Annotated in this window: 10 protein-coding genes; 9 read left to right on the forward strand and 1 reads right to left on the reverse strand. The window is 64.4% G+C overall.

The window, feature by feature from the left end; genetic code table 11:
- The first annotated feature begins 5 nt into the window (after positions 1-5).
- From nirD to E4L98_RS14340, 7 genes are all read left to right on the forward strand, one after another.
- Complete coding sequence (nirD, locus tag E4L98_RS14310; RefSeq protein ID WP_135202227.1) at positions 6-353, forward strand: nitrite reductase small subunit NirD; 348 nt, start codon at positions 6-8, stop codon at positions 351-353.
- On the forward strand, positions 350-1564 hold the full coding sequence (locus E4L98_RS14315) for an NAD(P)/FAD-dependent oxidoreductase (RefSeq protein ID WP_135202228.1): 1215 nt from the start codon (positions 350-352) through the stop codon (positions 1562-1564). Before nirD ends, E4L98_RS14315 begins: the two co-directional genes overlap by 4 nt.
- A 21-nt stretch (positions 1565-1585) precedes the next feature.
- Positions 1586-4309 carry a nitrate reductase gene (locus E4L98_RS14320; protein WP_135202229.1) on the forward strand — a complete coding sequence of 908 codons (2724 nt, stop codon included), beginning with the start codon at positions 1586-1588 and terminating at the stop codon, positions 4307-4309.
- Positions 4310-4363: 54 nt separating this feature from the next.
- Positions 4364-5734: a glutamine synthetase family protein gene (locus E4L98_RS14325; RefSeq protein ID WP_135202230.1), complete on the forward strand. Its 1371-nt coding sequence runs from the start codon at positions 4364-4366 to the stop codon at positions 5732-5734.
- 73 nt (positions 5735-5807) lie between these two features.
- Positions 5808-6935, forward strand: coding sequence for an ABC transporter ATP-binding protein (locus tag E4L98_RS14330; protein WP_135202231.1), 1128 nt, complete (start codon positions 5808-5810; stop codon positions 6933-6935).
- A 12-nt stretch (positions 6936-6947) separates the two neighbouring features.
- Complete coding sequence (locus tag E4L98_RS14335; RefSeq protein WP_135202232.1) at positions 6948-7853, forward strand: ABC transporter permease subunit; 906 nt, start codon at positions 6948-6950, stop codon at positions 7851-7853.
- Positions 7850-8686, forward strand: coding sequence for an ABC transporter permease (locus tag E4L98_RS14340; RefSeq protein WP_135202233.1), 837 nt, complete (start codon positions 7850-7852; stop codon positions 8684-8686). The genes E4L98_RS14335 and E4L98_RS14340 overlap by 4 nt, the downstream gene beginning before the upstream one ends.
- A 64-nt stretch (positions 8687-8750) precedes the next feature.
- On the opposite strand, the gene pdxR is transcribed toward E4L98_RS14340, so the two are convergent.
- Positions 8751-10316: a MocR-like pyridoxine biosynthesis transcription factor PdxR gene (gene pdxR, locus E4L98_RS14345; RefSeq protein WP_135202234.1), complete on the reverse strand. Its 1566-nt coding sequence runs from the start codon at positions 10314-10316 to the stop codon at positions 8751-8753.
- A 93-nt stretch (positions 10317-10409) separates the two neighbouring features.
- Between pdxR and E4L98_RS14350 the strand changes: the two genes are divergently transcribed.
- Together E4L98_RS14350 and E4L98_RS14355 are read left to right on the forward strand one after the other, a co-directional pair.
- Positions 10410-11147 (forward strand): gamma-glutamyl-gamma-aminobutyrate hydrolase family protein, encoded by a 738-nt coding sequence (locus E4L98_RS14350; protein WP_135202235.1) that lies wholly within the window; start codon positions 10410-10412, stop codon positions 11145-11147.
- Positions 11148-11168: 21 nt separating this feature from the next.
- Positions 11169-12539: a glutamine synthetase family protein gene (locus tag E4L98_RS14355; protein ID WP_135202236.1), complete on the forward strand. Its 1371-nt coding sequence runs from the start codon at positions 11169-11171 to the stop codon at positions 12537-12539.
- Positions 12540-12542: the final 3 nt, after the last annotated feature.

A 12542-nucleotide genomic window follows, 5' to 3' on the forward strand; every position in this document is an offset into this window, starting at 1 on the left:
ACACTATGCATCGTGATATTCAAACCGATAACTGGATCGCCGTGTGCAACCTGGAAGAGATCGTGCCCAACACCGGCGTGTGCGCGCTGCTGAACGACAGCCATGTGGCGGTATTCCACGTGAACGATGGCGGCCCGCGCGTGTTCGCCATCGATAACTACGATCCCAATTCGGAAGCGTCGGTGCTGTCGCGCGGACTGGTGGGCAGCCTGGGCGAGCGCATCGTGGTGGCGTCGCCGATCTACAAGCAGCATTTCGACCTGCAGACCGGCGAGTGCCTGGAAGCGCCGGAACACTCGGTGGCCACCTACCCAGCCCGCATCGACGGCGGCAAAGTCTGGGTCGGCCTATGAAACCCGCGCTGGTCGTGATCGGCAACGGCATGGCCGGCATGCGCACGGTCGAGGAACTGCACCAGCTTGCACCGGACATGTACGACATCACCGTGTTCGGCGCCGAGCCGCACGGTAACTACAACCGCATCCTGCTGTCGCCGGTGCTGGCCGGCGAGAAGAGCATCGACGACATCATGCTCAACACGCGCGAGTGGTATGTCCAGCACGACATCACGCTGCACGCCGGCGATCCGGTGGAGCACATCGACCGTCGCAGGCGCATCGTCCGTGCGCGCTCCGGCCTGGAGGTGCGTTACGACCGCCTGCTGATCGCCACCGGCTCCAAGCCCTTCATCATCCCGGTGCCGGGCCATCAGCTGAACGGCGTGCTGGCCTTCCGCGACATCCAGGACGTGGAAACCATGCTGGCGATGGCGCGCAATCATCGCAACGCCGTCGTCATCGGTGGCGGTCTGCTTGGTCTGGAGGCGGCAAACGGCCTGCAGCGCCAGGGCATGAGCGTTACCGTGGTTCACGTCACCGACGCGCTGATGAACCAGCAGCTCGACAAGCCAGCCGCGCTGCTGCTGCAAAAGGCGCTGGAAGCCAAGGGCCTGAAATTCATGATGGGCGCGCAGACCGAGGAAATCCTCGGCCCTGACCGCGTGACCGGCGTGCGCTTCAAGGACGGCACAGAAATTCCGGCCGACCTGGTGGTGATGACCGCCGGCGTACGGCCAAACATCGAACTGGCCAGGCGCGCCGGCCTGCATTGCGACCGCGCCATCGTGGTGGACGACACGCTGCAAACCTACGACCCGCGTATCTACGCTGTCGGCGAATGCGTGCAGCACCGCAGTGCCACCTTCGGCTTGGTGGCGCCGATCTGGGATCAGGCGCGCGTCTGCGGCGCCCATCTGGCCGGCGCCGGCGTGCGCCGTTATGTACAGCAGACGTCCCCCACGCGGCTGAAGGTCACCGGCGTCGATCTGTACTCGGTCGGCGATTTCATCGGCGGCGCAGGCAGCGAGGATCTGGTGCTGCGCGACGCGCGGCGCGGCGTCTACAAGCGGCTGGTGTTGAAGGACAATCGCGTGACCGGCGCCGTGCTGTACGGCGATGTCAAGGACGGCCCGTGGTACTTCAATCTGATTCAGAACCGCAGCGACATCACGTCCATCCGGCAAACCCTGTTGTTCGGCGAGGCCCTGTCCATGCGGGCCGCCTGACCAAGCTAAAGCGAGAGCATCTTGAACCTGTCCACCGACCATCTGGCTGTGCGTACCACCTGCGCTTACTGCGGCGTCGGCTGCGGCGTGCTGGCCACCCCCAAAGAGGATGGCGGCTTCGCCATCGCCGGCGACAAGCTGCATCCGGCGAACCGGGGCCGCTTGTGCGTGAAAGGATCCGCGCTGGGCGAAACCGTCGGGCTGGAAGGCCGCCTGCTGTACCCGCAGGTGCGCGATGCCGCTGGCCTGCGCCGCGTATCGTGGGACGATGCGCTGGACCGGGTCGCCGGCGCGTGGAAGAACATCATCGCCGAACACGGTCCGGACGCGGTGGCGCTGTACGTCTCCGGCCAGTTGCTGACCGAGGACTACTACGTCGCCAATAAACTGATGAAGGGATACGTCGGCAGCGCGAACATCGACACCAACTCGCGCCTGTGCATGTCCTCCGCCGTCGCCGGCTACAAGCGCGCCTTCGGCGAAGACCTGGTGCCGGTCTGCTACGACGACCTGGAGCTGGCCGACATGATCGTGCTGGTCGGCTCCAACACCGCCTGGTGCCATCCCATCCTGTTCCAGCGCATCCTGAAGGCCAAGGAAGCGCGCCCGGAAATGAAGCTGGTCGTGATCGACCCGCGCCGTACCGCCACCTGCGAACTGGCCGACCTGCACCTGCCGGTCAAGGCGGGCACCGACGTCTGGTTGTTCAATGGGCTGCTCAGTTATCTGTCGCGCATCGGCGCCGTCGATCCGCAGTTCATCGAGCACCACACCAACGGCTTCGATGCCGCGCTGGATGTCGCCCACGCCGATTGCGCCGATCCGGCGGTGGTGGCGAAAACCTGCCGCATCGAACTGCCGCTGCTGCTGGAGTTTTACGAACTGTTCGCCGCCACGCAGAAAACCATCACCGCCTACTCGATGGGCGTCAATCAGTCGTCGGCAGGCACCGACAAGGCCAACGCCATCATCAACTGCCACCTGATCGGCGGCCGTCTCGGCAAGCCGGGCATGGGGCCATTCTCGATCACCGGCCAGCCGAACGCCATGGGCGGCCGCGAAGTGGGCGGCCTGGCCAATATGTTGGCCGCGCACATGGACCTCGAGCGCGCCGAGCATCGCGACGTGGTGCAGACTTTCTGGGAGTCGCCTGCCATGGCCGACAAGGGCGGCCTGAAAGCGGTGGACCTGTTCAAGGCTATCGAGGAAGGCAAGGTCAAGTCGGTGTGGGTGATCGCCACCAATCCGGTGGTCAGCCTGCCGGATGCCGATCAGGCACGGCGCGCGCTGGAACGGTGCGCGCTGGTGATCTCCAGCGACATCATGCAGAACACCGACACCACCGCCTACGCCCATGTGCTGCTGCCGGCGCTGGGCTGGGGCGAGAAGGATGGCACGGTCACCAACTCCGAGCGCCGCATCTCGCGCCAGCGCGCTTTTCTGCCGGCGCCGGGCGAGGCGCTGCCGGACTGGAAGATCCTGTCGCTGTTCGCCCAGCGCATGGGGTATGCCGGTTTCGATTTCGCCGACCAGCACAGCGTGTTCGACGAACACGCGCGCTTGAGTGGCTTCCGCAACAGCGCCGATGACGTGCCGCGCGCTTTCGATATGTCCGGCCTGGGCGGCCTCAAACACCGCGAATACGACGAGCTGGAGCCGATCCAGTGGCCGGTACGCCGCGATGCCGAGGGCAAGCTGAAGGTGGAAGATCGGCTGTTCAAGAACGGCGTCTTCGCGCACGCCGACGGCAAGGCGCGCTTCATCGCCACCGCGCCGCGCGCGCCGCTTCATGCCGTCAGCGAGGATTATCCACTGTCGCTGAATACGGGCCGCGTGCGCGACCAGTGGCACACCATGACCCGTACCGGCAAATCGGCCACGCTGGCCGACCACATCGCCGAATCCTTCGTCGACATGCATCCGCAGGACGCACTGCTGAGCGGCGTGCGCGAAGGGGAACTGGCGCGCATCACCTCCGGGTGGGGCGCGATGGTGGCGCGGGTGCAGCATGGCGGCGGCATCCCGCGTGGCAGCGTGTTCATCCCGATTCACTGGAATGGCCAGACCGCGTCCGATGCCCGCGTGGGTGCGCTGGTCAACCCGGTGGTCGATCCGGTGTCGGGCGAGCCGGAATTCAAGCATACGCCAGTGCGGGTGGAGCAATTCCGCGTCAACTGGCACGGCTTTGTCCTCAGCCGCGATGAGCTCAACCTGGACAGCATCGCCCACTGGACCCGCATCCAGGGGCGGGAATTCGCGCGCTACGAACTGGCCGGCCGCAATACGATCGAAGACTACACGCAATGGGCGCGCGCGCTGCTGGGCGTCACCGATCCCGATGCCGACTGGCTGGAATACGAGGACAAGACGGCCGGCGTGTATCGGGCCGTGCATGTGGTGGACGACCGCATCGCCCAGTGCATCTTCCTGTCGCCGCGCCAGGACATGCCGTCGCGCGCCTGGCTGGCCAGCCTGTTCGTCAAGCAGGAACTGAGCGAGATCGATCGCGTCGGCCTGCTGGTCGGCATGCCGGTCGAGAAGGGCGCCGATACCGGGCCGACCGTGTGCTCCTGCTTCGGCGTCGGCCGCAACACCATCTGCAACGCCATCGTCGAGCACGACCTGAAGACGGTGGCCGAGGTGACGGCCTGTCTGAAAGCCGGCGGCAACTGCGGTTCCTGCGTCCCGGAGATCAAGAAAATCCTGGTGCACACGCGTGTGGAGGCGGAAGAAGCAAGATTGTAAATATGGTAAATTAGACCTGTCGATCGCCAGATCCCCCAGAAACAGAGCGCGCACATGTCTATCCGTGAAAACTTCTCTGACGCCGATATGGATCAGTGGCTCAACGATAACCGGGTCACTGAAATCGAATGCCTGGTCCCCGACCTGACCGGGGTAGCGCGCGGCAAGATCCTGCCGCGCGCGAAGTTCACCCAGGACCGCGGCATGCGCATCCCGGAAGCGGTGCTGGGCATGACCGTCACCGGCAACTATCCGACCGAAGACCTGGCCTATAACCGCGCCATCTCCAACACCGACCGCGACATGATCCTGCGCGCGGACCCCGGCAGCATCACCACCGTGCCCTGGGCCATCGATCCCACCGCGCAGGTGATCCACGACTGCTATTTCGCCGACGGCACGCTGGTCGATTTTGCCCCGCGCTCGGTGCTGCGCCGCGTGCTCAAGCTGTATGCGGAGCGCGGTTGGCGGCCGGTGGTCGGCCCGGAGCTGGAGTTCTACCTCACCGAGAAAAACATCGACCCCGACCTGCCGCTGAAGGCGCCGGTGGGCCGCAGCGGCCGTGCCGAGACCACGCGCCAGGTGTACAGCATCGACGCGGTCAACGAGTTCGACCCGCTGTTCGAGGACATCTATGACTACTGCGCGCTGATGAATCTCGATGTCGACACGCTGATCCATGAAACCGGCGCCGGCCAGATGGGCCTCAACTTTCAGCACGGCGACGCGATGGCGCTGGCCGACAACGTGTTCTACTTCAAGCGCACCTTGCGCGAGGCGGCGCTGAAACACGACATGTACGCCACCTTCATGGCCAAGCCCATGGGCGGCGAACCCGGATCGGCCATGCACGTGCACCAGAGCGTGAGTGATGCCGCCACCGGTCGGAATATCTTCAGCATGCCGGATGGTTCGCCGTCGCCGCACTTCCGCCACTACATCGGCGGCCTGCAGCGCTACACGCCGGCGGCGATGGCGATCCTGGCGCCGTACGTGAATTCCTACCGCCGCATCGTGCGCCACACGGCGGCGCCGATCAACGTCCAGTGGGGCATGGACAACCGCACCGTGGGCTTCCGTATTCCGATCTCCGGCGTCGAGCAGCGCCGCGTCGAGAACCGCATCATCGGCGCCGACGCCAATCCTTATCTCGGCATCGCGGTGACGCTGGCCTGCGGCTACCTCGGCCTGATCGACCAGCTGGAGCCGACGCCGATGTACACCGGCAGCGCCTACGACCATTTCTACGAGCTGCCACAGGGGCTGCCGCAGGCGCTGGACCTGTTGCGTCGCGAAGACCGGCTGCGCGACGTGCTGGGCGAGCGCTTTGTCGATGTCTACACCGCCATCAAGGAGCTGGAACACCAGGAATTCATGACCGTCATCAGTCCGTGGGAACGGGAACACTTGTTGCTACATGTTTGATGACCTTCCAACCACGCTGCCTTTATAATCATGGGTTCGGGAAAAATATCGTTTATCTTTAATTAACATTAACATGACCATAGAGCGAGCTGCTGAACCTTTCCTCCTGATCGGCAACCTGGTGAAGGAATTCGACGGCGTCCGTGCCGTCAATGACGTATCGGTCACGATCAACAAGGGCGAAATCTTCGCGCTGCTGGGCAGCTCGGGCTGCGGCAAGTCGACGCTGCTGCGCATGCTGGCGGGTTTCGAGACGCCGACGTCGGGCAGCATCACGCTGGGCGGCCAGGACATCATCGGCGTGCCGCCGTATCAGCGTCCGATCAACATGATGTTCCAGTCCTATGCGCTGTTCCCGCACCTGTCGGTATGGGACAACATCGCCTTCGGCCTGCGCCGCGACGGCCTGCCGAAAGCCGAAATCGCCGCGCGCGTCGAGCAGATGCTGAAACTGGTGCAGCTGACCGAGTACGCCAAACGCAAGCCGCACCAGCTGTCGGGCGGCCAGCAGCAGCGCGTGGCGCTGGCGCGTTCGCTGGCCAAGCGCCCGCAGTTGCTGCTGCTGGACGAGCCGCTGGGCGCACTGGATAAAAAGTTGCGCGAGCGCACGCAGATGGAACTGGTCGGCATCATCGAGGAAGTGGGCGTGACCTGCGTGATGGTGACCCACGACCAGGACGAGGCCATGAGCATGGCCACCCGCATCGCGGTCATGAGCGCCGGCCGCATCCTGCAGGTGGGTGCGCCGGACGAGATCTACGAAACCCCGAACTGCCGCTTCGTCGCCGATTTCATCGGCAGCGTCAATCTGTTCAACGGCCGCGTGACCGAGGATGAAGCGGACCACGTGATCATCGATACGCCCGAGGGCAAGCACTACGTCACCCACGGCATTACCGGCACGCCGGGCATGGCGGTGTCGGTGGCGGTGCGTCCCGAGAAAATCGTGCTGCAGGCCGAGGCGCCGAGCCAGGAGCAGCGCGCCAAGGCAGCCGAACATGGCTACAACTGCGTGCAGGGCGTCGTCACCGGCATCGCCTACTTCGGCAACGAGACCAGCTACCACCTCACGCTGGACAGCGGCATGGTGCTGAAAGTGTCGCGCACCAATGCGGCGCGCCACGATGAATCGGCGCTCAAGCGCGAGCAGCGCGTGTACGCCTGGTGGGACGGCGCGGATGTCGTCGTGCTGACCAGCTAAGGCGGGATGGTCATGGACTTCCTCAAGAATCTGATCAAGCACCCGGGACGCGTCCTGGTGATCGGCGTGCCGTTCCTGTACCTGGTGTTTGCCTTCCTGATCCCGTTCCTGATCGTGCTGCGCATCAGCTTCACGGACCTGGACAGCGGCGACGGCGGCCCGTTCGGGACGCTGATGACGCTGGTCGATGGCGTGCTGACGCTGAAGATCAAGATCGCCAACTACCTGTTCATCGCGCAGGACGAGCTGTATGCGCTGACCTATCTGAACTCGATCAAGTTCGCGGCCATCACGGCGGCGTTGTGCCTGCTGATCGGTTACCCGTTCGCCTATTTCATGGCGCGCGCCAAGCCGACCCTGCGCCCCATGCTGCTGATGATGGTGATGATGCCGTTCTGGACCTCCTTCCTGCTGCGCATCTACGCGTGGAAGGGCATCCTGGCCAATAACGGGATATTGAACAGCTTCCTCATCAACCTCGGCGTGATCAGCGAGCCGCTGCACCTGATGAACACCAAGTTCTCGCTGATCATCGGCATGGTGTACGCCTACCTGCCGTTCATGATCCTGCCGCTGTACGCGAATCTGTCGAAGATGGACATCCGCTTCCTGGAAGCCGCCGCCGACCTGGGCGCGACGCCGTGGCAGGCGTTCTGGCGCATCACCGTGCCGCTGTCGAAGTCGGGCATCATCGCCGGCACCATGCTGGTGTTCATTCCGGCGGTGGGCGAGTACGTCATCCCCGAGCTGCTGGGCGGTCCGGAGACGCTGATGATCGGCCGTCAGCTGTGGGACGAATTCTTTACCAATAACGACTGGCCGCTGGCGTCCTCGGTGACGGTGGTGGTGATCCTGCTGATACTTGTGCCTATGGCGATCTTCAACAAATACAAGGCGGAACAGGAGGCGCGCAAATGACCCGGTTCCTGAATCGCTGGTTCGGGCGCGGCTGGCTGTCGCTCGGCTACCTGTTCCTGTACATCCCCATCGTGGTGCTGGTGGTGTTCTCGTTCAACAGCTCGCGCCAGGACATGGTGTGGAGCGGCTTTTCGACGCAGTGGTATGCGGCGCTGATGAACGATACGGAAATCATCAGCGGCTTCGGCCTGTCGCTGCGCATCGCGCTGCTGACGGCCTGCGGCTCGGTACTGCTGGGGACTTTCGCGGCGTTCGTGCTGGATCGTTACCAGCGCTTCTTCGGCCGCACGCTGTTCACCGGCATGGTCAGCGCGCCGCTGGTGATGCCCGAGGTGATCATCGGCCTGTCGCTGCTGCTGATGCTGGTGTCGGTGCAGAAGATGTTCGGCTTCCCGGAGCGCGGCCTGGTCACCATCTGGCTGGGCCACACGCTGCTCGGCATGGCCTACGCGACGGTGGTGGTGCAATCGCGCCTGCAAGAGATGAACAAGTCGCTGGAGGAAGCGGCGATGGACCTGGGCTGCCGTCCCTACCAGGTATTCTTCCTGGTGACGCTGCCGAACATCAAGCAGGCATTGGGGTCGGCGTGGCTGCTGACCTTTACGCTGTCGCTGGACGACGTGGTGCTGTCGGCCTTCCTGTCCGGCCCCGGTTCTTCGACCATGCCGATCGTGATCTTCTCGCGTGCGCGCCTGGGCCTGGACCCGCGTGTGAACGCGGTGGCGGCGCTGACCATCCTGGTGGTGTCGATCGGCGTGATCGCGTCCAGCCTGTACATCGCCCGCAACGAGCGTCTGCGTCAGAAGCAGGTGGCCAGCGCCGCCAAGGCTTGATCCTTGTCCCGGGCGGCGCTGGCGATGAAAATCGCGTTGCCGAAATCGCTCCACGGCATGTTCTTCATGGACGTACCGCCGCCGCGATCAGCGCGCCCAGTCGCAGGCCATGGTCGGTGATCTGTTCGGGCGTGCAGTAGGCGTAGCCGACCAGCAGTCCGCGCCGCGCCGGCGGTTTCAGGTAATAAGTGGAGAGTGCCTTGACTGAGAGCCGCTCTGTCGCGATGTGCTGTGCCAGCGCGACGTCGTCCACGTGGTCCGGCAGTTCGATCACCAGGTGCAGGCCGGACTCCTCGCTGGAGATGCTCACGTCGCGTGGCAGGTGTTGCAGCAGCATGCGGCGCAGCAGCTCGCGCCGCGCGCCGTAGGTCTGACGTATCTTGCGGATGTGAGTGGTGAAGTGGCCTTGCGCGATGAACTCCGCCAGCGTCGCCTGCACCGTCAGCTGGCCGGGGCGCTGCAGGTCATACAACGCGCTGCGGAACGCGGCAATCAGCGCCGGCGGCACCACCAGGTAGCCGACCTTGATGCCGGGGTAGAGCACCTTGGAGAAGGTGCCCATGTAAAGCACGCGATCATCGTGGTCCAGCCCCTGCAGCGCGGCCAGCGGACGGCCGGTGTAGCGGAATTCGCTGTCGTAATCGTCTTCCAGTATCCAGGCGTCCTTGCGCACGGCCACGTCCAGCAATTCGCGGCGGCGCGCCAGGCTCATGACCGCGCCGGTAGGGTAGTGGTGCGACGGCGTGACGTAGATCAGGCGAGGACGGGTGGCCAGATCGTTCTTCTTCAGCGCCATGCCGTCGCCGTCGACGGTGATCGGGTGGAGTTTCAGCTCGCGCGCCTGGAACACGCGGCGCGCGCCCCAGTAACATGGATTTTCGATCCAGGCCATGTCGCCGGCGTCGGCCAGCAGCTGCGCGCACAGGTCCAGTGATTGCTGCGTGCCGGCGGTGATCATCACCTGCTCCATTTCCACCCGCACGGAGCGCGACAGGCGCAGATATTCGGTGATGGCCTGGCGCAGCGGCAGATGGCCGCCCGACTGGCCATAGTCCAGCAGATCGCCGCGCGCCTCGCGCCAGACGCGATTCTGCAGCCGCTGCCACAGTTTGAACGGGAACGAGGAGAAATCGGCATCGCCCGGCGCGAACGGCTGGATTTCGAACCGTGGACCGGCGGCCTGGCGCGTCAGCTCGCGCCCGCGCCGCGACAGCCGGGGCGGCTGCATGCCGACGGTGGCAGCACTTTCCACCATGTCGAGCGTTGCCCCGGTCGACCCTGCCGCGCCAGTCGACCGGGCATCCCGTGCTGCGTTACGTCCCGCCGGGCCGCCCGCACCGCGCATGCTGGCGGTGTGCGCGTGCAGATCGGCCACGTAGGTACCGCTGCCCCGCACGCTGCTGACATAGCCTTCCGCCGTTAACTGCTCGAACGCCGCGATCACCGTGTTGCGCGCGATGCCCAGGTCGCGCGCCAGATCGCGGCTGGACGGCAGCTTGCTGCCCGCTCCCAGCCGTTGCTGGTGAATCGCGGCCTTGGCCGCCTCGTACAGCCTGCGCTGCTGCGACAGCCGTGGATGAAAACTGCTTTGCGCCAGCGCGGCGGCCAGCAGATCGGAAGTCGGCGACATCAAAGTGGTTCTAAAAATAATTCAAAAGTGGCACTCACAATGATACCAAAATAGGCATATCATTTAGTTAAACCCAAGTCGAAGAAAGCTTCTATGCGTAGCCCTATCGTTCTTGTCCCCGCGTGCGTCCATCACATCGGCGCACATCCGTATCACACGGCGCAGCTCAAATACGTCGCCGCCGTGAGGGAAGGCGCGCGCTGCACACCGCTGATCGTGCCGGCGCTGGGCACGGCCACGGACTTCGAATCGCTGCTGGCCGTGGCCGACGGCATCATGCTGACCGGCTCGGCATCGAATGTGGACGCCAGCCTGTATGGCGAAGCGGTGCTGGACCCATCGCTGCCGCGGGACGAGGCGCGCGACGCCACCACGCTGCCGCTGATACGCGCCGCCATCAAGCGCGGCATCCCGCTGCTGGCGATCTGCCGCGGCTTCCAGGAAGTGAACGTGGCGCTGGGCGGCACTCTGCATCAGGCGGTGCACGACGTCGCCGGCATGGCCGATCACCGCGAACAAAAAGACCAGCCGCTGGACCAGCAATACGCCCCATCGCACCGCGTGCTGCTGGACCCTGGGGGGCGGCTGGCGCAGATACTGGGCGGCGCGGCCGAAATCATGGTCAACTCGCTGCACGGCCAGGGCATCAGGCAACTGGCGCCCGGCCTTGCGGTCGAAGCGCGCGCCGATGACGGCCTGGTGGAGGCTTACCGCGTGGCGGACGCCAAAGGATTTACGCTCGCGGTACAGTGGCATCCAGAATGGAAGTTCGCCGACAACCCGGACTCCGTCAAATTATTCAGGGCCTTTGGCGACGCCTGTCGCCTATAAAAATTAGAAGAGAGAAGAGCAATGGCAATACGCGAAAACTTTACCTATACCGATATGGACCTGTGGCTGAACGAGAAGCGCGTCACGGAAATCGAATGCCTGGTGCCCGACCTGACCGGCGTGGCGCGCGGGAAGATACTGCCGCGCGCCAAATTCACGCAGGAGCGCGGCATGCGTATACCGGAGGCGGTGCTGGGCATGACCGTCACCGGCAATTACCCGACCGAGGATGCGGCCTACGACCGCGCCATCTCCACCACCGACCGCGACATGATCCTGAAAGCCGATCCGACCACCATCACCATGGTGCCGTGGGCCACCGATCCGACCGCGCAGGTGATCCATGACTGCTATTTCGCCGATGGCCGGCTGGTCGATTTCGCCCCGCGCTCGGTGCTGCGCCGCGTGCTGAAACTGTATGCGGACAAGGGCTGGAAGCCGGTGGTGGCGCCGGAACTGGAGTTTTACCTGACCGCGAAAAACAGCGATCCCGACCTGCCGCTGAAACCGCCGATCGGCCGCAGCGGCCGCGCCGAAACCAGCCGCCAGGTCTACAGCATCGACGCGGTGAACGAATTCGACCCGCTGTTCGAGGACATCTACGATTACTGCGACATGATGAACCTCGACGTGGATACGCTGATCCACGAAATCGGCGCGGGACAGATGGAGATCAACTTCCTGCACGGCGAGCCGCTTGGGCTGGCGGACAAGGTGTTCTTCTTCAAGCGCACCCTGCGCGAGGCGGCGCTCAAGCACGACATGTACGCCACCTTCATGGCCAAGCCGATGGCGGGCGAACCCGGATCGGCCATGCACGTGCATCAGAGCGTGGTCGACATCAAGAGCGGCAAAAACATCTTCAGCGCGGAGGATGGTTCGGCGTCGCCGCTGTTCAAATACTACATCGGCGGCCTGCAGCGCTACATGCCGTCGGCGATGGCGGTGGTGGCGCCCTACGTGAATTCCTACCGCCGCATCGTGCGCCACACGGCGGCGCCGATCAACGTGCAGTGGGGGGTGGACAACCGCACCGTCGGTTTCCGCGTGCCCGAATCGGGCGTGCAGGATCGTCGCGTGGAAAACCGCATTATCGGCGCTGACGCCAATCCCTACCTGGCGCTGGCGGTGACGCTGGCCTGCGGCTACCTTGGCATGATCGATCAGGTCGAGCCGTCGCCCATGACCACCGACAGCGCATATGACCTGAAGGTCGAACTGCCGCAAGGCTTGCCGGAGGCGCTGCAGAAATTGCGCGCCGAGGACAAGTTGCGCAACGTGCTGGGCGAGCGCTTCATCGACGTCTACGCCGCCATCAAGGATCTGGAGCACCAGGAATTCATGACCGTCATCAGCCCGTGGGAGCGCGAGCACCTGCTGCTGCACGTTTAAGCG

This window comes from Duganella callida (assembly GCF_004614165.1).
In the GTDB taxonomy this organism is placed as follows: domain Bacteria; phylum Pseudomonadota; class Gammaproteobacteria; order Burkholderiales; family Burkholderiaceae_D; genus Rugamonas; species Rugamonas callida.

Bases quoted from the DNA above. Each gene is read 5' to 3' on its own strand.
- nirD (WP_135202227.1), top strand. From the start codon at position 6: ATGCATCGTGATATTCAAACCGATAACTGGATCGCCGTGTGCAACCTG.
- E4L98_RS14340 (WP_135202233.1), top strand. From the start codon at position 7,850: ATGACCCGGTTCCTGAATCGCTGGTTCGGGCGCGGCTGGCTGTCGCTC.
- E4L98_RS14315 (WP_135202228.1), top strand. From the start codon at position 350: ATGAAACCCGCGCTGGTCGTGATCGGCAACGGCATGGCCGGCATGCGC.
- E4L98_RS14335 (WP_135202232.1), top strand. From the start codon at position 6,948: ATGGACTTCCTCAAGAATCTGATCAAGCACCCGGGACGCGTCCTGGTG.
- pdxR (WP_135202234.1), bottom strand. From the start codon at position 10,316: ATGTCGCCGACTTCCGATCTGCTGGCCGCCGCGCTGGCGCAAAGCAGT.
- E4L98_RS14330 (WP_135202231.1), top strand. From the start codon at position 5,808: ATGACCATAGAGCGAGCTGCTGAACCTTTCCTCCTGATCGGCAACCTG.
- E4L98_RS14350 (WP_135202235.1), top strand. From the start codon at position 10,410: ATGCGTAGCCCTATCGTTCTTGTCCCCGCGTGCGTCCATCACATCGGC.
- E4L98_RS14325 (WP_135202230.1), top strand. From the start codon at position 4,364: ATGTCTATCCGTGAAAACTTCTCTGACGCCGATATGGATCAGTGGCTC.
- E4L98_RS14355 (WP_135202236.1), top strand. From the start codon at position 11,169: ATGGCAATACGCGAAAACTTTACCTATACCGATATGGACCTGTGGCTG.